Here is a 20,893-nt window from a genome sequence, read left to right as displayed (position 1 = left end):
ATGGAACATGTCGTCAAAATGCCGGATGTCGGCGAAGGCGTCGCTGAAGCCGAACTCGTCGAATGGAATGTCAGCGTGGGCGATCCAGTCCGCGAGGACATGATCGTCGCCGCCGTCATGACCGACAAGGCGACGGTCGAAATCCCATCGCCGGTCAGTGGCACGGTAACCTGGCTCGGCGGCGAGATCGGCGACAAGATCGCCGTCAAAGCGGCCCTGATCAAAATCGATGTCGCCGGGGACGCGCCTGCCGGGACAGCCGACGAGGCCGAACCGACCATCGCCCCCGTGAAGCCGGAGTCGCCGCCATTCGCGCCCAAGGCAAATCCGCAAGAGAATGCCGTGTCGGCGGCAWCAGGCTCCCACGCACGGCATGTCGTGGCCAAGCCTGCTGACAAACCATTGGCATCTCCGGCGGTCCGGCTGCACGCGACCGAGTCCGGGGTGGATCTCAGGCAGGTGAAGGCGACGGGTCCGGCAGGCCGCATCACCCATGAGGACCTCGACCGTCACCTGCAGCAGGGTGATCAGGCAGCCTCCCCAAAGGTCGCGCAGAAGCGGACTGGTATCACGGAGATCAAGGTCACGGGATTGCGGCGACGTATCGCGGAGAAGATGTCGATGGCCGCGAGCCGCATTCCGCATATCACCTATGTCGAGGACGTCGACATGACCGCGCTCGAGGAGTTGCGGACGAAGTTGAACCAGGACAAGCGCGGCGACGCGGTGAAGCTCACGATCCTTCCATTCCTGATGAAGGCGATCGCCAGGGCTGTCGAAGACCATCCTGTGGTCAACGCCACGTTCGACGACGAGAAAGGCGTGGTCTTCCGGTATGAGGCCGTGCATGTCGGCGTCGCGACACAGACGCCGACTGGACTGATGGTCCCGGTGGTCCGGCATGTCGAGGCCCGTGGCCTTCGCGATTGCGCGGCCGAGATCGCACGCGTGTCGCAAGCCGCGCGCGACGGTACGGCGACCCGTGAGGAGCTTATGGGATCGACGATCACGATCAGCTCGCTCGGAGCGCTTGGCGGGCTTGTCTCGACGCCGATCATCAACCACCCGGAAGTCGCCATCGTCGGTGTCAATAAGCTGGTGATGAAGCCGGCCTGGGACGGAAGCCAGTTCGTGCCCCGCAAAAGCATGAACCTGTCGTCAAGCTTCGACCATCGGATCGTCGACGGCTGGGATGCCGCCACGTTCATCCAGCGCGTCAAGGCTTTGCTCGAAACGCCCGCGATGATCTTTCTGGAAGGCTGAGTCRTGAAGGAAATCAACTGCAAGCTTCTGGTGATCGGTGCGGGCCCCGGTGGCTATGTCTGCGCGATAAAGGCGGGCCAGCTCGGTGTCGACACGGTCATTGTCGAGACGGGCAAGCCCGGCGGCACGTGTCTCAACATCGGCTGCATTCCCTCCAAGGCGCTGATCCATGTGGCCGACGAGTTCGAGAAGGTCTCGGCATTTTCCGCCGACAGTCCGCTTGGCATTAAAGTCGGACATCCTACGATCGATCTCGGCGCCGCCGTCAGATGGAAGGACGGGATTGTCGCTCGGCTGAATTCCGGCGTCCAGGGGCTGCTCAGGAAGGCGAAAGTGAAGATCGTCATCGGAACCGCGACGTTCCGCGACGGCAAGACTGTCGAAGTCGCGACCGAGACGGGCGCTCAGCTCATCCACGCCGAATATGTCGTCGTGGCGACGGGGTCCGCGGCCGTCGAAGTTCCGACGCTGCCGTTCGGAGATGCGGTTCTGTCTTCCACGGAGGCTCTGGCCCTGACGGAGGTTCCGGCGAACCTCGCCGTGGTCGGCGGCGGCTATATCGGGCTTGAATTGGGAACCGCCTTCGCCAAGCTCGGCTCGCGGGTGACGGTCGTGGAGGCAACGCAAAAAATTCTTCCGCAATACGACGCCGACCTGACCAAACCCGTGGCGTTGAAACTTGAGAGGCTCGGTGTCCGCGTCCTCACCGAAACCAAGGCCAAAGGCCTCGCCGGCAATGGCAAAGGTCTCGTCGTCGAGAAGGATGAAGCCGAAGAAACGATCGAGGCGGAGAAGATCCTGGTCACAGTCGGACGTCGCGCGCGGCTCGAAGGATGCGGTCTTGAGGAACTGGACCTCGAGATGAACGGCCGCTTCATCCGTATCGACGATCAATGCCGGACGTCGATGCGCGGCGTCTACGCCATCGGCGACGTCACGGGAGATCCGATGCTCGCCCATCGCGCCATGGCTCAGGGAGAGATGGTCGCGGAGATCGTCTCCGGCAGGCGCAGGACATGGGACAAGCGGTGCATACCCGCCGTCTGCTTCACCGATCCCGAGATCGTGACTGCCGGCCTGTCGCCGGACGAGGCGCGAGCCGCCGGGTTGGACGTCAAGGTCGGACAGTTCCCATTTCTCGCCAACGGACGCTCGATGACGATGCAGGCGGAAGAAGGGTTCGTCAGGGTGGTGTCACGCGCCGACAGCCATCTCATCCTGGGAATCCAGGCAGTCGGAGCGGGCGTGTCGGAGTTATCGAGTGCGTTCGCGCAGGCGATCGAGACCTGCGCCCGGCTCGAGGACATAGCAGGCACGATCCACGCTCATCCGACGCGCAGCGAGGCCTTCCAGGAGGCGGCGATGAAGGCACTTGGCCACGCTCTCCATTCGTAACGACGTCCGGATCGCCGAACATAGCGTGCCCCGAGGACAGTTCCCGTTCTGACGCCGGTTTGCCCAAATCGCTCCCGGCACCCGCCGCGACGCACTCGCCTACTTCAACGGCGCATCGGCCTTTATCAGCGTATCGTTCTTCGCCAACGCATCGCCTTTCGCCAGCCGTATCATGATCGGGTCGAAAACGCGCGAAATGGCGATCGCGCCCTTGTTGGTCAGGTGGTCGGTGTCCTTGTAGAGCACGATATCGCCGAGCCGGGCATTGCAGTGGCCGTCAAAGCAGATCGCCGGCAGCGGATCGACCAAGGCAGCACCTTGCACAGCCGCCGTCTCGGTCAGCACGCGCCGGGCCAGCGCCTGGCGCCTGAGGGTATAATCGAGCGGCGGGGCGATATCCAACGTGCCGTTGGTCGTCTGGGCTCGCGCCAGGGCTTCGGGAATGTTGAAGCCCATTTCCGGCACGTCCAGGATCAGGACCGGCAGAGTGTGGGCATCGGTCAGCGTCGAGGTCATCGTCTTCAGGCCGGCCATGACTGGCGCCGACCAGTCTTGCAGCGGCAACGGCTGGTGGATGTCGAAGAATATGCCGGCAGTGGGCAATTCGGCGCGGTGGACATATTTGGGCCAGTAGGCGGCCATGAATACGGCCTGGAAATGTTGGCGCTTCAGCAGCTTGAGCACGGCGGCGTTGATCTTGACGCAGCGGGCGACCGAGGAGGCCGGACCGAACACCGTATCCGGCAGCGGCGGACAAGACGCCCTGCCGGCAAACAGTCCCGATATGCCAAATTTGCGGGCGGCAACATCTACGGCGGGCGCGATGGCCGCAGCGTGGGAATCGCCCCAGAGCAGGAAGGTCGGCGGGACGCCTTCGGCGCCGATATGGCATAGATTGCCGATACGGACCTGCTCAGGATCCAGGCCTTTGCCATCGGAATCCATGAAGCAGCGCATGTCACTATAGGGGCTGGCGTCAAGCTTGGCGGCGTAGAATTTGCGGGCGCTGTCCGGAAGCCGGCTCGGCAGGCCCTCCCCGGCGCTGACCGCGATAGCAAAGATCGCAGCGCAAGCGAGGCCGCCCGCAAAGCTCGCGAAAACCGTCCGGCGCGCGGCATTCGGGCGGGCATAGCGGAACGGCTGTTCAACGAATTTCCACGAGACGTAGCCGAGCACGATCGAGCTTGCGATCACCAGCAACGGTGCCCAGATCATCGACGACTTGGGAAGAAAATAGGGCAGGAAGACGATGATCGGCCAGTGCCACAAATAGATCGAATAGGAGGTCTTGCCGAGGAACAGCATCGGCTTGGCCCCCAGGAACCGCCGGGCGATGCTCGATTGTCCGCCGACGGCAATCAGCAGCATGGTCGACAGGCATGGCAACATCGCTGCAGGCCCCGGAAAGGGTGTCTCGGTGTCGAACAGCAGGCCGGCGGCGATGATGCCGCCAAGGCCCACCAGGGTCAGGAAATTGGCCCCATCCTGTTTGATGGCCTTTGGATTGAGCGCCACCAGCGCCCCGAGCAGCAGTTCCCAAAGCCGGTAGGGCAGAATGTAGAAGGCAACCGTCGGCTCGGTGAAGACTCCCCAGATGCTGAGCAGAAACGAAAGCGCCGTTGCAATCACCAAGACCAAGGGCGCCAAGCCCCGACCGCCATAGCGGCGGAGCAGGACAAGCGCCAGCGGGAAGATCAGATAGAATTGCTCTTCGACCGACAGCGACCAGGTATGCAGCAGCGGCTTCATATGGGAATCAAGGTCGAAATAACCGCTTTCGCGCTCGAACAGGACATTGGCATGCAGCATCGCGGCGGCGCGCACGCTGTTGGCAAAGTGCTTGAGTTCCTCGGGCATCAGCAACGCCCAGGCAAACACCGAGGAGACGATCAGCACCGTCGCCAGCGCCGGAAACAGCCGGCGGATGCGCCGCACGTAGAACCGCGACAGCTCGAACCGGCCCTCGTCGATCTCCCGCGAAATGATCGCCGTCATGAAATAGCCCGACAGCACGAAGAACACGTCGACGCCGATGAAACCGCCCGAAAATGCCGCTATGCCCGCATGATAGAGCACGACCAGGGCAACGGCGACCGCACGGAGGCCATCGAGTTCGGGGCGATATCGGCCTGCATGCGTCACGCAATTCTCCTTGTGCATCGCCACCGATACTCGAGCCGGCGCGAAAGGCGGGCAGCATTTACGAGCCGTTATGGACATGGTCAATACTTGATCGGACCATCGCCAGACAGTATGAGATCGCTCGGATCGCCCGGCGCCGTCGGTGCGATTGCCAGACTGGAGTTCGGGTTGAATGTCAAGATGTGCCGTTGTCACATGTTCGGATATCAACATGCTGCCGGCCGCCTGCTGCGCCCTGCTGTCCATCGCCCGCCACAATGCAGCGCCGGCAACCCATTATTACCTGATCGGCATCGACCTGACGGCGGAAGATATCGAGCGCGTCGCCCTGTTCGGCCGCCAGAACGGCGTCACCATCGAGATCGTCGCCTATAGCGCCCCCGAAACACTGCGGGAAACCAAGGGCCGCTGGTCGAAGGCCACACTGGCGCGGCTGTTCATGGATGGGCTCCTGCCCGCCGACCTCGACCGTCTGCTCTATGTCGATGCCGACGTTCTGGTCGATGCGCCGATCGACCCGCTTTGGAGCGTGGATCTTGGCGGCAATCTGCTGGGTGCGGTCGAAGACTATCTCATGGCTTTCCCGGAAAAGGCGGAGCGACGCGAAAGTCAGCTCGGCCTCGCCCACGGCCCACTCTATTTCAACGCCGGCGTATTGATGTTCGACTGGCAGCGATGCCTGGCCGAGAATGTGCTGGCGCAAACCCGCGACCTGCTGTCCGACCCCACCCGCACCTTCGAGGCCAACGACCAGGATGTGCTGAACATCGTCTTCCAGGGACGGTGGCTGCCGCTCGAACATCGCTGGAATACCCAGACCGGCATTGCGTCCTTTGTCGAACGGCCGACGATCTTCCATTTCACCGGCCGCCGCAAGCCGTGGCAGACCTCACGCAACTGGAGCCACAGGGCTTTCGTTCGCTTCTATTATGAAGCCCTGGTGCGGACGCCGTGGAAGGATTTTTGCGCCGGGCGCAGCTTCACCCGTGACCTCGGCGACTTCCTGCGCTACGCCGGCACACGGATCATCAATTCGCCGCGCGAGGCGCAGGCGCGATCCTATTTCAAGCAGCGGGTGAAAGCCGTGTCTCTGGCCCGGAATGGCCTTAGCCAATGAGCACAGACCAGAGCCAGGATTTTCGCTTTTCATTGCTTGAGGAATGGCGGGCGTTCTTTTCGCCCTATTCCCATATCGTCCTGATCGGCAATAGCGAGGCGGCCCAGCCGGAGCAGTTGCGCCAGACATATCCGTCCACGACGCTGTTCGTGTTCTTCAACAAAGTCTACAAGGTACTCGATGCCGGCTTCGATGCGCCTTGCCTGCTGATCTCGCGCAGCGGCACGATGGGCGCCAATATCGTTCATCGTCGCGAAGTGGCTGACGTGCTCAAATTTTTCCAGACGGATCGCTTTCTCGGCATCGTCAATGTCCGCGTCGATGGCTCCGAGACGCTGAGCCCGGCCTCCGCCTTCAACGGCGCCACGGTCCGGCATCTCGACCTCCGCGATATCCTCGGCCAGACCTATCCGTCAGGGAAATTCGCCACCAGCGGCTTTGCGCTGACCTTGTGGCTGCTAGGCCTCGGCCTGCCTGGCAAGGTGGTGCTGGCCGGATTTTCGGCCAAGCGCAGCGACAAGTGGAAGGTGTTCGACGTCCACGACTGGAATTTCGAGCAGATCTATCTCGCCGTTCGCGCCCGGCGCGGCGATATCACCATGCTAGGCCGTTACGAGGCCACACCGATCGAAACGCTGATGAAGGCGATGCCGGATGTCGCGCCGGTCGAAATCCTGGCCGAGGCCAATGAAGTGCTCGCAAGGCGGCTCGACGACGCCAACCAGCAGATCGATAAGCTGATGTCGATCACCAAGCTTGAGCGGAGCGTCTACAATTTCTTCGCCAGCCTGAAGCCGAAGACCCGCAAGCAGCGCCATCTTGCCAAGCAGGCTGACAAGAAGGCTGGCGGCTAACCCTTCCACAATGGCAGACCAAAATCCTCGGCAACGGCGGGATCGGCGGTATAGATCGGCATGCCCATCGCCATCAACTGCTTGAGCATGGCGCTGTCCTTGCCGACATGCTTGCGCTCGAGGTCTTCGGCATTATAGACGTGCCCGGTCGAATTGGGATTGATGCCGGAGAGGATCACCGCGCGGGCGCCGCTGTGCAGCGCCAGGAGGACGGCGATGATGCCGTTCGAATATTTGGTCGAGGCGTCGAGCTCGAAATTGAGCTCGCCGGTGACGGTGCGCACCAGGGCGACACGCCGGTAGCGGTCGATCAGGGTCAGGCTGGCATAGCTGTAGCCCATCGCCTTGAGCCCGTCCTCCGCTCGCGGACGGCCATGGCGCCAAAGCATGAGATAGAGATTGCCGGTGCGTTCGCCCGAAAGCACGCGGCGGACCTCGGAGGCATTGGTATTGGTGCCATCGATCTGATTGAACATCATGATCGTCGCATAGGGGTCCGACACATCCCATCCCCGCAGGGAATGCTGGGACGCATTGATCGTAACGATCCGGTAGCTGTCGTCGAGACCGACCGGCTTGGTCGCGACCGGCGCCGAGCCGACCACGACGACGTTGGCGCCACGCAATCCTTCATCCTGCCAGGGTTTTGGCCTGAGAATGAGATATTTGATAAACCGGTGTGTCCACTGCCGGGCTTGAAACAGTCTGCTATGCACGGTGGGTTGACGCTCCTTGTCGGCACGGTGTTCACCTTGGCAAACGGCGACAGCATTAGAGCCTTTCCCGATCAAATAGAAGCGTCTATGGCTTAAACGGCGCTGGATATCAGGCCCGCAGGGAGCGCGCCGTCGCCAAAGCAATCTGGCTGGATGCAACTCATCATTCATGCCGATATGCTGTCCTCGGCGCCAATTTCCGCTATCTGAACGAACCTGAGAGCGCCCCAAAGCTCAAGCTTCCCTATGATTCGATCGTCGCCAGAGCGCGCAACTTGATTTTCCGACACGGTGCTGCGAAGGTGCATTTTCAAGGCCTGCGCACAAATTAGCACGTACACGAACAAAATTGTTTAGCCAGCAAGCCTGAATGACGTGCCTCAAAGCACAAAATTACTTCATTGAAACAATCACTTATTGATATATCACATACAGCATGCACCAATTGCATACCTGTCATGCGCCTAAACTCCTTGCGCAATGCACAAAAAACCACCATATTTCCCTCAGCTGATGCACATGGCGGTTTTCCTCCCAGTGCCGCCGTATCAGCTGTTCCCCTCTGGAGGTTTAAATTACCTTCACACCTATAAGGGCCCGAGATTTCTCGTGGCCCTCTTTTTTTGCCCAAATTTCCCTCTTTTGCCCCCATTGCTTGGAGCTGATTTCGCAGCAGATCGACATAACAACGAATATTATTTTTGAATGCCGCAAATAATACGGCTTCCAAGCTCGTTATCCGGTCAAGTAGGGCGCACAGCGATGCGCCCGCAAACAACTGGAGAGCGCCATGGCTTACAAAGGCGGTAAGGAAACACGCGTCAACAGCTATACGCTAGGCGACCAGCACATGCCAGCCGTCGCCGCACTCAAGGATGGCGGTTGGCTCGTCACCTGGGCTTCCGAAGGCGAGGACGGCGATCAGGATGGCGTCTACCAACAGCGCTACGATGCCGACGGCAGCAAACATGGCGGCGAGAAACATGTAAGCACCACCACCGCCGATGTCCAGTTCGAGCCGGCGATCACCGCCTTGCCGAATGGCGGATGGGTTGAAACCTGGTCCTCGCGCGACAAACTCGCAACCTCGTTCGAAATTTACCAGCAGGCTTACGGCGCAGACGGCAAGCGGCTCGGCGGCGAGACACGTGTCAACACCGAAACCGCCGGCGAACAGTCACATTCAGCGGTGACAGCTTTGAAGGACGGCGGCTGGGTGGTGACCTGGCAGACGCAGTCCGATCACGGCGACAATTTCGACATCCACCAGCGCGCCTATGGCAAGAACGGCAAGCCGCTTGGCGGAGAGGTGACAGTCAATACCGTCGCGGCCTCGGATCAATTCGATGCCGATGTCGCTGCACTGAAAAATGGCGGCTGGATCGTCACCTGGTCGTCCTACGGCCACCAGAACGATTTCAGCGGCATCTATCGCCAGGCCTATAATGCCGACGGCACGCCGGCGGGCGACGAAATGCGGGTCAACACGCATACCGCCGGCAACCAATACCACTCGACCGTCACCAGCCTTGCCGACGGCAGCTATGTGGTCGCCTGGGACAGCCAGGACCAGGATGGCAGCGGCGACGGCATCTACCAGCAGCATTTCGACATCGACGGCGACAAGATCGGCGGTGAGAAGCGGGTCAACACCCACACAGCCCTCGACCAGCAGGCGCCTGACATCGCCGCCCTTTCGAATGGCGGTTGGGTGGTGACCTGGCAATCGGACAATCAGGATGGCAATACCGGCGGCATCTATACCCAGGTCTACCACGCGGACGGATCGAAGGACGGCAAGGAATTCCGCGTCAACCAGCACACCAACAGCGAACAGCTCGATCCGTCGGTGACTGCCCTTAAACATGGCGGCTTCGTCATCGAGTGGCAGTCCTATGATATCGACGGCGACAAAGGCGCCGTCATGCAGCGCGTCTTCAAGCCTGTGTCGAATGCGGCTCCCGACAGCGCCCACTTTATCCCGATCATCATTCCGGAGCCGGAGATTGACGGCACCAAGCACGACGATACCCTGACCGGCAAGGATGATGCTGAAATATTCCACGGCAAGGGCGGCAAGGACACGATCAATGCCGGCGGCGGCAATGACCGGCTCGACGGCGGCCGCGGTGACGACCTGTTGATCGGTGGCGACGGCAAGGACACCTTCGTCTTCAAGACCGGATACGGCCACGACACGATCCGCGGCTTCTTCGACGGCGATCGCGTCGATTTCTCCCATCTCGACAGCCTCAAGAACTTCGACGACGTCGTCAGCCACGCCGACCAGATCGGACCGGATGTGATGATCGATTGCGGCGGCGATACGCTGTTCATCCGCCATGCCTGGCTCGGTCAATTGTCGGCCGACGATTTCATTTTCAGCCATTGAGCCGAGTCTGACACACAACAAAAGGGCGAGTCCATCCCCGCCCCTTTGCAACCTTTGTCGGCAAATCGTCAGAGCAGGCTTGCCGCCGACGCTCCGCCATTCTGCTCGTTTTCGAGCAGCTGGAAGATATTCGACGCTCCGTTCTGACTGCTGCCCGAGTTGCCGAACATCGAGGCCAGGCTACTCATGCCCGACGTGTCATTGAACGAGTCGAAGAAATCCGGCCCCATAAGCCGCGGCGGCGTGTTGAGCATGGCGAGCGCCTGCTCCTGTTCCTGCTGCTGCAGGCTTTGCGTCGCCGTCGAATTCGGGTCTGAAGAACTCGACTGGCCGCCTGCGGTGGACGTCTTTGAAGCGTCAGATGAAGAGGACGTATCGGAGGCGCTCTTCGGCGCGTCTTCAGGATGCGCGGCAAGGAATTCCTGTTCGGAAACGATGCCATCCTTGTTCGTGTCGAGCGGATCGAATGTCTGGCTGCCGCCCGAGCCGGAACCGCCGCCGCTGCCGCCATTGCTTCCGCCCTGCCTGTCGTCGGCTTCGGCCGGCGCTGCCTGGGTGAGCGCCCCACCCTGCTGCAGTTTCAAGAGCACGTCGATCGCATCGGTCGGAAGCTGGTTGATCAGCCCCACGCCGCCGCCGGTGGTCGTGCCCTTGATGAATTCATCTTGTGTCACGGTACCGGACTTGTCGGTGTCCATGTTGTTGTAGATCTTGGTCGCCTGGTCATTTGTCACTGTCTTCGGCTTGCCCGCGTCGACCTCGTTCTGGTCCAGTGTGCCGTTGCCGTCGGTATCCAGCTTTTTGAACGCGTTTTGCTGCAACGTATAGTAATACGCATTGCCGCCCGCAGATGATACGCTGCTCATCCAAACCCTCCTTCAAGGGGTCAATCATGTGTTCGCCGCTTTGCCCAGCGGGTGACGGAAATCGAGGGAGGTTTGCTGCGGTGTCAGCCCGATAATCCGGCCTCATGCCGGATACGAAGAACAGGGCTGCCCCGAACCGAAGAATCCATCCGCTCTTGCGTGACACCGTCACGAGCGATGGTCTGTTCCCGACACTTTGGCGTCAGGAACACAGCCGAATTAAAGTGATTTGCCCCGTCCGTCAAAGCAAGTAGCGCTAATATACTGATTTCACGCCGCTTCCAGCGCCATCACCGCAGTCCCGGGATCAACGCGGCAGGCAATTCTATGACTTTTTGTCTTGTGAACCGAATGTATATTCCTACGAAAGCGTACTTCCTGCCGATATCGGCAAGCGAACAGCCCGGGAAATCAAAAATAGGCGGCAATTTTAACCGAATATTCACAATCTAAAACTGCGATCTATCCCCAAAAATACTGTAATCACTTGATCACCAGTTTCGCGCTTTTCCACAAGACACTAAGCTATCCTTAGCATCTTCCCGCCAGTGACCGTCATCACCGTCAGCCAACTACAGCAATGCAAAACAAAAGCCGCCACCGGTATCCCAGTAGCGGCTACAGTTTGTCGCAGCAAAAAATGCGTCAGCGGCAGGCGGCGCAAAAGCGCTGGATGCGGCTGCAGGCGTCTTCAAGCAGCGTTTCCGAGGTCGCATAGGAAATGCGGAAGTTCGGGCCGAGGCCGAAGGCCGAACCATGCACCACGGCAACACCTTCCGATTCCAGCAGTTCGGAGACGAAATCCTCGTCGGTCTCGATCACCTTGCCCGAAGGCGCGGTCTTGCCGATCAGGCCGGCGCAGGATGGATAGACGTAGAAAGCGCCCTCCGGCACCGGGCAATTGATGCCCTTGGCCTGGTTGAGCATGGAGACGACCAGATCGCGACGGCCCTGGAAGACTTTCTTGTTCTTCTCGATGAAGTCCTGCGGACCGTTCAACGCCTCGACCGCCGCCCATTGAGCGATCGAATTGGTGCCCGAGGTCTGCTGGCCCTGGATCATGTCCATCGCCTTGATCAGCTCGATCGGGCCGGCAGCATAGCCGATACGCCAGCCGGTCATCGCATAGGACTTGGAGACGCCGTTCATCGTCAGCGTGCGATTGTAGAGGATGGGCTCCACTTCCGCCGGCGTGGTGAACTTGAAGTCGTCGAAAGTCAGGTGCTCATACATATCGTCGGTCAGCACCCAGACATGCGGATGCTTGACGAGCACGTCGGTGATCGCCTTCAGTTCATCGCGGGTATAGGCGGCACCCGACGGGTTGGACGGCGAGTTGAAGATCAGCCACTTGGTCTTCGGCGTGATCGCCTTGTCCAGATCGGCCGCCTGCAGCTTGAATTTGCTCTCGATCGTCGTCGGGACGAAAACCGATGTGCCGCCGCAAATCGCCACCATTTCCGGATAGGAAACCCAATACGGCGCCGGAATCACGACTTCGTCGCCCGGGTTCAGGGTTGCCATCAGCGCATTGAACAGGATCTGCTTGCCGCCGGTGCCGACGATGACCTGGTTGGCGGTATAGTCGAGATTGTTCTCGCGCTTGAATTTTTTCGCGATCGCCTCGCGCAGTTCGATGATACCGGCAACAGCCGTGTACTTCGTTTCGCCGCGCTTGATCGCCGCGATTGCCGCATCCTTGATATTATCGGGCGTGTCGAAATCCGGCTCGCCGGCACCAAGGCTGATGACGTCGCGGCCTTTCGCCTTGAGTTCGCGGGCTTTCTGCGACACGGCGATGGTTGCGGAGGGCTTCACGCGGGAGAGCGCGTCGGCGAGAAAGGCCATGCTCTTGTTCCTTCAAATGGCTGTCATAAACGGGCGTGGGCCTTATAGGAGATGGGTGGCTCTCGATCAAGCGGAACCCGGCTCTTGCAGCCCGATGGCACATGCATTGTTTTGATGCTCAACATTAACAATTGTGAATTCCGACTTAAGCCAGCAGTAACGTTTACGCGCTAATGTTGCGTGTCTGTGCGAGCGTGGAGAGTATTGGACGACATGGCGGGCAACAGCGTATTTTCCAATCTTCGCAAGGACGACGACGGATCCTGGATCGCGGATTACGGGCCGTTCACGCTGCATTCCGCCTTGCAGCCGATTTTCAGCCAGGATCGGGAAGGCTATCTCGATATCCAGGCCTTCGAAGGCCTGATCCGGCCGATGCGTGGCGACGACCCGGTTCAGCCGGCGGAATTCTTCCCGCAGGTCGCCAAGCCTGACATGATGATGATCGACAGCCTCTGCCGCACGCTGCACATTTTCAACACCGGCGCGCTCCGCCGCCGCAATGCCCGGCTGATCCTGAGCTTCCGTCCCGGCCTGTTCGTCGCTGAAGCCGACATTGCGCGCGAGATCGAGATGATCCGGCTCGCCGCCCACGAGGCCGGCATGAGCCCCGATCGGATCGTCTGCAAGCTGACACGCCGTGGCACGGAAAGCGCTGAACTGCCGACCCGCCTCGTCCAGGCCTTCCGCCAGCATGGTTTCCGTATTGCCATCGACGAATATGGCGCCGACGAGCGCGACAGCGAGCGCATCAACCTGTTGAAGCCCGATTATGTGAAGTTCGAGGCCGAATGGGTCCGCGACTTCCTGGAGAATTCCGCCGGCCTGGCACTGCTCCGCCATCTCGTCCGCAGCTTCGGCGAACAGGGCATTCTCTCGATCTTCGAAGGCCTGGAAGATCTCCGCCAGGTCGAGATCTGCCGGCAGGTCGACGTGCCGCTGCTGCAGGGCTATGCCCTGGCCCGCCCGCAACTGGCGCCGACGACGTTCAACGAAGAGTTTCCCGAAGTGGGCGGTGCCGCGGCGACCGTGGTCAAACCGGCCGCCGATCTGGAGCGCTACAATCCAGAGGTCCACATGCCGAGGACGGCCGTGCCGAGCTTCAATACGGGTGCGCGCAAAGGTGCTGCTTTCGGCAAGCGGACGCGCTGATACCAAATTCATCCATGGATGATTTGAGCACAGCCGATCAATCGGCGGTAATGCGAATGTGACTGTATTTCCCGGAACCTGACACGCTGCCGCCCGGTTGTTGCTCCAACTTGCCGTCACCATTGTCGCCATAGGGAACAGCATGCCGCGCAGCCTCTACCTCCATTGCCTTGTTCTCGCTGGCTTTATCGCGGGCTCGCCGCTGATCGCCCTGGCTGCGGAAGTGGTGAAGACCGAGAAAGTGACGATCTCCATCGAAACCCTTGCCGCCGGTCTCAATCATCCCTGGGCGGTCGAAGTCCTGCCCGACAATGCGATCGTGATCACCGAGCGCTCCGGCAACCTGCGCATCCTGCGCGATGGCAAGCTTTCCAAACCGATAAAGGGAATGCCCAAAGTCCATGCCGAAGGACAGGGTGGGCTCCTCGATGTCGCGCTGTCTCCGGATTTTGGCGACGACCGCACGCTCTATTTCACTGCTTCCGAAGACTACGATGCCGGGATCGGCATCGCGGTTTTCTCCGGCCGGCTTGCGGATGACGAGAAAAGCATAGCCGATATCAAGACCGTTTTCCGTGCGAACAACCCGCAGGATCGCCCCGCCAATCTCGGCGCCCGCATTGTCTTCGCGCCCGACAAGAGCATGTTCGTCACCATCGGCGACCAATTTACCCCGGACCTCGCCCAGGATTTCCACGACGACCACGGTGCCGTCATCCACATCAACCGCGATGGTTCGATACCGGCGGACAATCCGTTCGCAGATGGCAAAAAGGCGCGGCCGGAAATCTGGTCGAAGGGTCACCGCAACCCTCAGGGCATCACATTCGATGCCAAGACGAGAGTGCTCTATAGCGTAGAGCACGGCGCCAAGGGCGGCGACGAGATCAATCATCCCGAGCCCGGCAAGAATTACGGCTGGCCGATAATCTCCTATGGCGTCAACTATGACGGCTCGAAAATCGGCGTCGGCACGAGGAAAGCCGGTATGGAGCAGCCGCTCTACTATTGGGACCCGTCGATCGCGCCGGGCGCACTCGCGGTCTATCGCGGCGAGATGTTTCCGGAATGGGACGGCGATTTTCTGGTGACGGCGCTGAAATTCCAGCTCCTGGCACGCATCTCGCGCGATGCCGGCGGCAAGATCACCGGCGAGGAGCGCATGCTGAAAGGTCGCTATGGCCGGCTCCGCGACATCAAGGCGACTGCGGACGGAGCCTTGTTGATCACCACCGATTCCAATGACGGCAAGGTGCTCAGGATTTCGCGGGCCAAGTAGCTACAGACTGCTGCGCACTTCCTTGCGGAACATGAATTTCAGCCCCGACCAGACCTGGTCGATCGCCGCGACCTTCACATCGACAAGTGCGACGGGCAGGAAAATCTCACGCAAACAGTCCTCGGTGACCGTCGTCGGCACTTTCGACGCCTTCTTCGGCCAGGAGATCCACAACGTGCCATCGGCCTTCAGGCCCGCACGCAATGCCGGCACCAGGCTTTCCAGCCGCGCGCGATCCGTTTCGAACACATGGATGTAATCACAAGCGCGGCTTGGCCTATCCGGCATCGCCGTTTCCACGACGGCAAAGCCTGGAAAGCCCAAGATTTCGTCGAGATGCGCCGGCACGCCGAGCAGCAGCGCCCGCATGCCGTCCTTAAGGCCAAGCTTTTTGCCGAGCGGCGTACCGGAATAGCCTGCCATCACTTGGACGCCGGCCAAGCCAATAGGAATTGATCCGGCCCCGTGTCGCTGCCATCGAAACCGTCCTTGCGTCGCCCCTCGACCAGTTTCAACATCGGCTTCCTGCCCTCCGTCATTTTCCATTTGATCGTCATCGTCTTTACCCGGAACGGCCGATTGCACCTACATGCGTGCCGGCTCGCTGAAGCGGTTTCCTGGAACGCGGGATATGGCTCGATCTTATTCATGCGGCGACGCCGGCTGCAATGAAGAAAACAGGCCGATTGCAGCATCGACCATTCACGCCAGTGATGAATGCGCGACGACTGGCTTTCGCGGTATCAACCGGCCATGCCATGCCACGCGCCGGCATGTTCAAAAGTGAATGAAAGCATCAAAATTCTTCAACCGTGTAATTATTGTCCCGGCTTGATCGAAATGGTAAGCCTCGCCAACAAACCAGCCGAGCAAAATCCACGAAAATGACCCGTATCCAGGCCAATCTTATCCTCCTCCTGACGGCCGCCATTTGGGGCGCGGCCTTCATCAGCCAGAATCTGGCGATGAAGTCGATCGGTCCTTGGTGGTTTGTCGGCACACGGTTCGTGATCGGCTTCCTCGTGGTGTTGCCGTTTGCCATTCGCGAGGACCGCAAGGCAGTAAGGCCGATTGCACCCCGGGATATGATGACATTCGGCGTGATCGGCCTGGCCCTCTTCGGCGGCGCGGTCACCCAGCAGATCGGCATGCTGACGACATCGGTCACCAATACCAGCTTCCTCACCGGCCTCTATGTGATCATCGTGCCGATGCTGAGCGTCATCGTCTTGCGCAGGGCGCCGCACTGGATCATCTGGCCGGCGGCGCTGATGGCGCTGGCGGGCATCTATTATCTGAGCGGCGGCGACCTCACGCGCCTCAAGATCGGCGACTTCTGGGTGATTGCCTCCGCCGTCTGCTTCGCCACTCAGATTCTGCTTGTCGGCATGTTCGTTTCCGAAAGCGCCAGGCCGCTGACGCTGTCCGCCGTCCAGTTCCTGATCTGCGGCATCGCCGGCCTCGCGGTGGCCATTGCGGTCGAGCCGGTCACCTGGTCGGGCCTTCGGGACGCAGCACCCGAAATCCTCTATGCCGGCGTCTTCTCTTCCGGTGTTGCCTATACACTGCAGGTCGTCGGTCAGCGCTGGACAACCTCGCCGCAGGCCGCGATCTTTCTCGCCAGTGAATCCCTGTTTGGCGCATTGTTCGGCGCGCTCTTGCTGGGCGAACGGATCACGCTCATAGGCTATATCGGGTGCGGCCTTATCTTCGCCGCAATGGTCATGGTGGAAATTGTACCAGAGCTTACAAAGGCAACAGCCAAACAAGTCTAGACTGTAAACAATGGCGAAAGTAATAAGAAATCCATACTTTTTCTCATTTTGGAACAGGCGAATCGATCACGTTTCGTGCTAAATTTGCATCATTCGTGAAAGTTTTGCTTGCCAAAAATTAGGAATGCCCTCACTCTGTCCGCGTTCGGGCAATTTGCGAACAACTGGGAAGAACCTTGAGAATAACGCGCCGGAGGCGCAACAAGCTCCGGGTGGCGGAACGACGGGAAACCGGCCGACTACCACGATAGTAGGACCTTTCCTTACAGTCGAAATCTGCCTGCAGAAGTGAGGATGCCTTCCGATGAGGGGATGGCGAGGAAAGGGAATTATTCCATGGCCGATACTGGCACCGTAAAGTTCTTCAACGCCGAGAAGGGCTTTGGCTTCATTAAACCTGACAAAGGCGGTTCCGACATCTTCGTCCACATTACCGCCGTGCAGGCTTCAGGCCTCACCGGTCTGACTGAAAACCAGAAAGTTACCTACGACACCGAGCCGGACCGCCGCGGCAAGGGTCCGAAGGCCGTCAACCTTCAAGTCACCGGCTGATCCAGGCCTGATCGGCGCAGTGTATACACGGCGCCGCTGCCGGAATGGCAGGCGGCGCCCTTTTCATTGACACCGCGCGGTATACACGGCCGCCACAAACTTGCCCTTTTCCGTTCAGCCGACATTCATCGGCCGAGCCCTAGATTTTCCCCAAGTCTGGCCCATGGCCGGCCCATTGCAGGGAAGATCGCTATGAAAAAACTCACCAAAACCCTTATCCTCGGCGTCGCCGTGATCGCCACTTTGGCCAGCACGGTGGAAGTGTCGTCCGCCGGCTGGCGTGACCGCGGCTTCCATGGCCGCTACTGGCGTTATCACCATGGCCCCGGCTGGCGCGGCCGCTGGGCAGCGGCGGGCATTATCGGTCTGACGGCCGGTGTGATCGTCGGCGAAGCTTTATCACAGCCGCGTGAAAGGGTCTATGTCGATGAAGGCGATCCCGGCCCGGACGCCGAATATGTCGGCCCGGCCGATGGCAATGTGGATCCGGACGATCCGGATTATGCACCGCCGCGCGCCCATCATGTCGTTCGCACCGCACCCGACGACCAGTACCAGGACAGTGGCGATCCCGATGATACCGGCCCGATAGACGACCAGGCTGACAACGAGGGTTATTTCCCCGATCGTCCGCAGCGGGAGCATGTGACCCACCGCAACACCGACATGGCACAACAGGGCACCCTCCAGCCATGGACAGCCAAGTGGCGCAATTACTGCAAGCAGCGCTTCTCCACCTTTAATTCGACCACCGGCACCTATGCGGGTTACGACGGCAAGCAGCACTTCTGCACAGCCGAGTAAGTTCCGGAAACGCTCCTGACTTTACAAGCCCTGCCGATCCGGCGGGGCTTCGTTTTATAGACCAGCCAAGAACGGATTGTTCCGCCGCTCCTCGCCAATCGTGCTGCCCGGCCCGTGGCCGCAGATGAAGCTGACATCATCGCCGAGCGGCAGCACCTTGTCCCTGATCGAATCCAGCAATTGCCCGTGATCGCCCCCCGGCAGGTCGGTGCGGCCGATCGAGCCGCTGAACAGCACGTCGCCGAGATGGGCGAATTTCTGCGCGCGATTGAAATAGATGACATGCCCCGGCGCATGACCCGGCGTGTGGTAGACCTCGAAGACATGCTCGCCGAAGGACACCGTCTCTCCCTCTTCCAGGAAACGATCGGGCGTGACGTTGCGAACCCCGGAGGTGACGCCGAATCTCGCGGCGCTGGCTTCCATCGACTGCAACAGCGGCAGGTCGTCGCGGTGCGGCCCGATGATGTCGATGCCGAGCGCCTGCTTGAGGTCGAGCGCGCCGCCGGCATGGTCGAGATGGCCGTGGGTGATCCAGATCTCCTTGAGCGTGATGCCGTTCTCGCCGATCGTCTGCAGGATCACGTCGGCGTCACCGCCCGGATCGACGATGACGCCTTCATTCGTCCCGGCATCGAAAAGCACCGTGCAGTTTTGCTGGAATGGCGTCACCGGAATGATCCCGGCCTGGAGCTGCGGCATCGGACTGTCCTATCTCTCGTTTTGCTGCCCGAGATATAGATGCAGGCGGGCGTTGTCACCCTGCGATGCGCATTTCGCTTACCTCAGAGGTATACTTACCTCAGAGGTAATTGAGACAATTCCCTCGATCGCCGATCCTGTCTTCGTCAACAGAGACATGAAGGAGAATATCATGATCGAAGCCAATGAAATCGCCAGCAACTATATCGCCACCTGGAACGCCATCGAAGCAGCCGAGCGCGAAAAGCTCTTCGCCCGCCATTGGGCTGACGATGCGAGCTATATCGATCCGCTGATGGCGGCGAGCAATGCGACTGAGCTGTCCGGCATGATCGGCGCCGTGCAGGAACGCTTTCCCGGCTTCCGATTTTCGCTGAAGGGCAGGCCGGACGGCCACAATGGCTGGGTGCGCTTTTCATGGGGGCTGGGACCGGAAGGTGCTGAACCGATCATCGAAGGCAGCGACATCGTTCATCACGACAATGGCAGGATGACGAAGGTGGTCGGCTTCCTCGACAAAGTCCCGGCTGCGGCCTGAGCAGAAACCGGGCGGCGCGGCCGGCAGGGAAAGGCCGCGCCGTCCAGGATACGAGCTCAGGTCAGGCTCGCCACTTCCATGGAATTGATCGGCGAAGCGCCGAAGCTTGCGGTCGTGATCAGAAGCATCGCGACGCAGAGGCTGACGGCGGCGACCAGTAGAACGATCGGGCGGAGGCGGATGGATACCGGGGTTTCGATGGCGGTGTCGATGTTCACTGGTTTGTTCCCTTGTCCGATAATGTGGCGTGCAGTCACCACTTAACTTGCCTTCTTGTTACACCCGTTCGTATCGCCGGCATGTCACCTCTGGAACAGGTGGCTGAAACTTGTGAAACAAATGCGCTTGAGCGAGGCTGGTTCCAGGAAAGTCATCAACAAAAAAGCGGCCCGTGAAGGCCGCCTCGCAATTCTGATATTTTTGCAACAGTCTATTCGGCGGCCTGCGCCGTGGCCGGATAGACTTCCTTCATATAGTCGTTCATCAGCGTCTCGCTGATCTTGCCGGGCGTGAATGTCCACTTGCCGCCGATCTCGGAAACCGGCGTGACTTCCGCCGCCGAGCCCGTCAGGAAGCATTCGCTGAACTCGGTCAGTTCCTCCGGCATGATCGGCCGCTCGATCACTTCGATACCGCGGCGCTTGGCGAGCTCGATCACCGTCTGGCGGGTGATGCCGTTGAGGAAGCAATCCGGATCCGGCGTATGGATGACGCCGTCCTTGATGAAGAAGATATTGGCGCCGGTGGCCTCGGCGACGCGGCCGCGATAGTCGAGCATCATCGCATCGGCATAGCCCTTGGCTTCCGCCGCATGCTTGGAGATGGTGCAGATCATGTAAAGGCCGGCCGCCTTGGCCTTGCAGGGTATCGTCATCGGATCGGGGCGGCGGTATTCTGCGAGGTCGAGCTTGATGCCCTTGAGCTTCTCGGCCGGGTTGAAATAGCTGCCCCACTGCCAGATGGCGATCGCCACGTTGATCTTGTTGTTCTGCGCCGACACGCCCATCTGCTCCGAACCGCGCCAGGCGATCGGCCGGACATAGGCATCGGAAAAGCCCTGGCGCTTCAGCGTTTCTATCGTCGCGGCATCGAGTTCGGCGACGCTATAGGGAATTTTGAAACCCATGATGGCGGCGGAATCATGCAGACGCTGATTGTGCTCAGTCAGCTTGAACACCCGGCCGCCATAGGCGCGCTCGCCTTCGAAGACGGCGCTGGCATAATGCAGGCCATGCGTCAGCACATGGACCTTCGCATCCTTCCACGGCACGAATTCGCCGTTCATCCAGATAACGCCGTCCAACTGGTCAAAAGGAACTGCCATGGTTTAACCTCCCGGCGACTTCGCCTATTTTCGTTGTGATACTCCCGCGCCGGCGCATCCACAAGATATAGGCGGCGGGTGTGCGGGTTTGAAGAAAGTTCATCAAACGTGTAGCAATCGCTTCAGGATGAACTTTTCCTGTCTTCAAAATCGGATTCAGGCTAACAGGGGCTG

Annotated in this window: 21 protein-coding genes; 11 read left to right on the top strand and 10 right to left on the bottom strand. The window is 60.1% G+C overall.

Annotated elements, in window-relative coordinates:
* Nucleotides 1-1,263, top strand: coding sequence for a dihydrolipoamide acetyltransferase family protein (locus tag AC1DYF_RS05405; protein WP_477875654.1), 1,263 nt, complete (start codon nt 1-3; stop codon nt 1,261-1,263).
* A gap of 3 nt (nt 1,264-1,266) precedes the next feature.
* Nucleotides 1,267-2,658 (top strand): dihydrolipoyl dehydrogenase, encoded by a 1,392-nt coding sequence (gene lpdA / locus AC1DYF_RS05400; RefSeq protein WP_477875670.1) that lies wholly within the window; start codon nt 1,267-1,269, stop codon nt 2,656-2,658.
* Between the two features lie 99 nt (nt 2,659-2,757).
* Here the strand turns inward: lpdA and AC1DYF_RS05395 are convergent, their stop codons facing one another.
* On the bottom strand, nt 2,758-4,800 hold the full coding sequence (locus AC1DYF_RS05395; protein ID WP_477875653.1) for an acyltransferase family protein: 2,043 nt from the start codon (nt 4,798-4,800) through the stop codon (nt 2,758-2,760).
* Nucleotides 4,801-4,972: 172 nt separating this feature from the next.
* On the opposite strand from AC1DYF_RS05395, the gene AC1DYF_RS05390 reads away from it, so the two are divergent.
* Both AC1DYF_RS05390 and AC1DYF_RS05385 read left to right on the top strand, forming a co-directional pair.
* Nucleotides 4,973-5,917 (top strand): glycosyltransferase family 8 protein, encoded by a 945-nt coding sequence (locus AC1DYF_RS05390; protein WP_477875652.1) that lies wholly within the window; start codon nt 4,973-4,975, stop codon nt 5,915-5,917.
* Nucleotides 5,914-6,771, top strand: a complete 858-nt coding sequence (locus tag AC1DYF_RS05385) for a 3-deoxy-manno-octulosonate cytidylyltransferase (protein WP_477875651.1) — start codon at nt 5,914-5,916, stop codon at nt 6,769-6,771. Before AC1DYF_RS05390 ends, AC1DYF_RS05385 begins: the two co-directional genes overlap by 4 nt.
* Here the strand turns inward: AC1DYF_RS05385 and AC1DYF_RS05380 are convergent.
* Nucleotides 6,768-7,487: a membrane-anchored protein gene (locus AC1DYF_RS05380; RefSeq protein ID WP_477875650.1), complete on the bottom strand. Its 720-nt coding sequence runs from the start codon at nt 7,485-7,487 to the stop codon at nt 6,768-6,770. The two genes, AC1DYF_RS05385 and AC1DYF_RS05380, sit on opposite strands and share 4 nt — an antisense overlap.
* A gap of 328 nt (nt 7,488-7,815) precedes the next feature.
* Nucleotides 7,816-8,217, bottom strand: a complete 402-nt coding sequence (locus AC1DYF_RS05375) for a hypothetical protein (protein ID WP_477875649.1) — start codon at nt 8,215-8,217, stop codon at nt 7,816-7,818.
* 60 nt (nt 8,218-8,277) lie between these two features.
* Here AC1DYF_RS05375 and AC1DYF_RS05370 point away from each other — a divergent pair, with 60 nt between their 5' ends.
* The gene (locus AC1DYF_RS05370; RefSeq protein ID WP_477875648.1) at nt 8,278-9,879 is read left to right on the top strand and encodes a calcium-binding protein; all 1,602 of its coding nucleotides are present in this window, start codon (nt 8,278-8,280) and stop codon (nt 9,877-9,879) included.
* A 68-nt stretch (nt 9,880-9,947) separates the two neighbouring features.
* Here the strand turns inward: AC1DYF_RS05370 and AC1DYF_RS05365 are convergent, their stop codons facing one another.
* Both AC1DYF_RS05365 and AC1DYF_RS05360 read right to left on the bottom strand, forming a co-directional pair.
* A complete protein-coding gene (locus AC1DYF_RS05365; protein WP_477875647.1) occupies nt 9,948-10,745 on the bottom strand; it encodes an EF-hand domain-containing protein in 798 nt (265 codons plus the stop codon).
* A gap of 645 nt (nt 10,746-11,390) precedes the next feature.
* The gene (locus AC1DYF_RS05360; protein ID WP_477875646.1) at nt 11,391-12,593 is read right to left on the bottom strand and encodes a pyridoxal phosphate-dependent aminotransferase; all 1,203 of its coding nucleotides are present in this window, start codon (nt 12,591-12,593) and stop codon (nt 11,391-11,393) included.
* 213 nt (nt 12,594-12,806) lie between these two features.
* Between AC1DYF_RS05360 and AC1DYF_RS05355 the strand changes: the two genes are divergently transcribed.
* Nucleotides 12,807-13,745 (top strand): EAL domain-containing protein, encoded by a 939-nt coding sequence (locus tag AC1DYF_RS05355; protein WP_477875645.1) that lies wholly within the window; start codon nt 12,807-12,809, stop codon nt 13,743-13,745.
* Nucleotides 13,746-13,887: 142 nt separating this feature from the next.
* Nucleotides 13,888-15,024, top strand: a complete 1,137-nt coding sequence (locus AC1DYF_RS05350; protein WP_477875644.1) for a PQQ-dependent sugar dehydrogenase — start codon at nt 13,888-13,890, stop codon at nt 15,022-15,024.
* Here AC1DYF_RS05350 and AC1DYF_RS05345 read toward each other — a convergent pair whose 3' ends face one another.
* Nucleotides 15,025-15,447 (bottom strand): hypothetical protein, encoded by a 423-nt coding sequence (locus tag AC1DYF_RS05345; RefSeq protein ID WP_477875643.1) that lies wholly within the window; start codon nt 15,445-15,447, stop codon nt 15,025-15,027.
* Entirely contained in the window at nt 15,447-15,581 is a 135-nt protein-coding gene (locus tag AC1DYF_RS05340; RefSeq protein WP_477875642.1) for a hypothetical protein, read from the bottom strand. Before AC1DYF_RS05340 ends, AC1DYF_RS05345 begins: the two co-directional genes overlap by 1 nt.
* A gap of 327 nt (nt 15,582-15,908) precedes the next feature.
* Between AC1DYF_RS05340 and AC1DYF_RS05335 the strand changes: the two genes are divergently transcribed.
* From AC1DYF_RS05335 to AC1DYF_RS05325, 3 genes are all read left to right on the top strand, one after another.
* Complete coding sequence (locus tag AC1DYF_RS05335; protein WP_477875641.1) at nt 15,909-16,799, top strand: DMT family transporter; 891 nt, start codon at nt 15,909-15,911, stop codon at nt 16,797-16,799.
* 336 nt (nt 16,800-17,135) lie between these two features.
* Complete coding sequence (locus AC1DYF_RS05330; RefSeq protein ID WP_477875640.1) at nt 17,136-17,351, top strand: cold-shock protein; 216 nt, start codon at nt 17,136-17,138, stop codon at nt 17,349-17,351.
* Between the two features lie 192 nt (nt 17,352-17,543).
* Nucleotides 17,544-18,155, top strand: a complete 612-nt coding sequence (locus tag AC1DYF_RS05325) for a BA14K family protein (RefSeq protein WP_477875639.1) — start codon at nt 17,544-17,546, stop codon at nt 18,153-18,155.
* Nucleotides 18,156-18,209: 54 nt separating this feature from the next.
* On the opposite strand, the gene AC1DYF_RS05320 is transcribed toward AC1DYF_RS05325, so the two are convergent.
* The gene (locus tag AC1DYF_RS05320) at nt 18,210-18,857 is read right to left on the bottom strand and encodes an MBL fold metallo-hydrolase (protein WP_477875638.1); all 648 of its coding nucleotides are present in this window, start codon (nt 18,855-18,857) and stop codon (nt 18,210-18,212) included.
* A gap of 172 nt (nt 18,858-19,029) precedes the next feature.
* Between AC1DYF_RS05320 and AC1DYF_RS05315 the strand changes: the two genes are divergently transcribed.
* Nucleotides 19,030-19,395 carry a nuclear transport factor 2 family protein gene (locus tag AC1DYF_RS05315; protein ID WP_477875637.1) on the top strand — a complete coding sequence of 122 codons (366 nt, stop codon included), beginning with the start codon at nt 19,030-19,032 and terminating at the stop codon, nt 19,393-19,395.
* Nucleotides 19,396-19,451: 56 nt separating this feature from the next.
* On the opposite strand, the gene AC1DYF_RS05310 is transcribed toward AC1DYF_RS05315, so the two are convergent.
* On the bottom strand, nt 19,452-19,613 hold the full coding sequence (locus AC1DYF_RS05310; RefSeq protein ID WP_477875636.1) for a hypothetical protein: 162 nt from the start codon (nt 19,611-19,613) through the stop codon (nt 19,452-19,454).
* Nucleotides 19,614-19,825: 212 nt separating this feature from the next.
* A complete protein-coding gene (locus tag AC1DYF_RS05305; protein ID WP_477875635.1) occupies nt 19,826-20,719 on the bottom strand; it encodes a branched-chain amino acid aminotransferase in 894 nt (297 codons plus the stop codon).
* Nucleotides 20,720-20,893: the final 174 nt, after the last annotated feature.

It is taken from the genome of Rhizobium sp. P2_G9 (genome assembly GCF_056403475.1).
The sequence above is the reverse complement of the archived record's forward strand: the minus strand, read 5'-3'. Positions and strand labels throughout refer to the sequence as shown.

What these genes read in the sequence shown, in the direction of transcription:
- AC1DYF_RS05390 (WP_477875652.1), top strand. Translation starts at nt 4,973, where the DNA reads ATGTCAAGATGTGCCGTTGTCACATGTTCGGATATCAACATGCTGCCG.
- AC1DYF_RS05385 (WP_477875651.1), top strand. Translation starts at nt 5,914, where the DNA reads ATGAGCACAGACCAGAGCCAGGATTTTCGCTTTTCATTGCTTGAGGAA.
- AC1DYF_RS05370 (WP_477875648.1), top strand. Translation starts at nt 8,278, where the DNA reads ATGGCTTACAAAGGCGGTAAGGAAACACGCGTCAACAGCTATACGCTA.
- AC1DYF_RS05365 (WP_477875647.1), bottom strand. Translation starts at nt 10,745, where the DNA reads ATGAGCAGCGTATCATCTGCGGGCGGCAATGCGTATTACTATACGTTG.
- AC1DYF_RS05360 (WP_477875646.1), bottom strand. Translation starts at nt 12,593, where the DNA reads ATGGCCTTTCTCGCCGACGCGCTCTCCCGCGTGAAGCCCTCCGCAACC.
- AC1DYF_RS05355 (WP_477875645.1), top strand. Translation starts at nt 12,807, where the DNA reads ATGGCGGGCAACAGCGTATTTTCCAATCTTCGCAAGGACGACGACGGA.
- AC1DYF_RS05350 (WP_477875644.1), top strand. Translation starts at nt 13,888, where the DNA reads ATGCCGCGCAGCCTCTACCTCCATTGCCTTGTTCTCGCTGGCTTTATC.
- AC1DYF_RS05345 (WP_477875643.1), bottom strand. Translation starts at nt 15,447, where the DNA reads ATGGCAGGCTATTCCGGTACGCCGCTCGGCAAAAAGCTTGGCCTTAAG.
- AC1DYF_RS05340 (WP_477875642.1), bottom strand. Translation starts at nt 15,581, where the DNA reads ATGACGATCAAATGGAAAATGACGGAGGGCAGGAAGCCGATGTTGAAA.
- AC1DYF_RS05335 (WP_477875641.1), top strand. Translation starts at nt 15,909, where the DNA reads ATGACCCGTATCCAGGCCAATCTTATCCTCCTCCTGACGGCCGCCATT.
- AC1DYF_RS05330 (WP_477875640.1), top strand. Translation starts at nt 17,136, where the DNA reads ATGGCCGATACTGGCACCGTAAAGTTCTTCAACGCCGAGAAGGGCTTT.
- AC1DYF_RS05325 (WP_477875639.1), top strand. Translation starts at nt 17,544, where the DNA reads ATGAAAAAACTCACCAAAACCCTTATCCTCGGCGTCGCCGTGATCGCC.
- AC1DYF_RS05320 (WP_477875638.1), bottom strand. Translation starts at nt 18,857, where the DNA reads ATGCCGCAGCTCCAGGCCGGGATCATTCCGGTGACGCCATTCCAGCAA.
- AC1DYF_RS05315 (WP_477875637.1), top strand. Translation starts at nt 19,030, where the DNA reads ATGATCGAAGCCAATGAAATCGCCAGCAACTATATCGCCACCTGGAAC.
- AC1DYF_RS05305 (WP_477875635.1), bottom strand. Translation starts at nt 20,719, where the DNA reads ATGGCAGTTCCTTTTGACCAGTTGGACGGCGTTATCTGGATGAACGGC.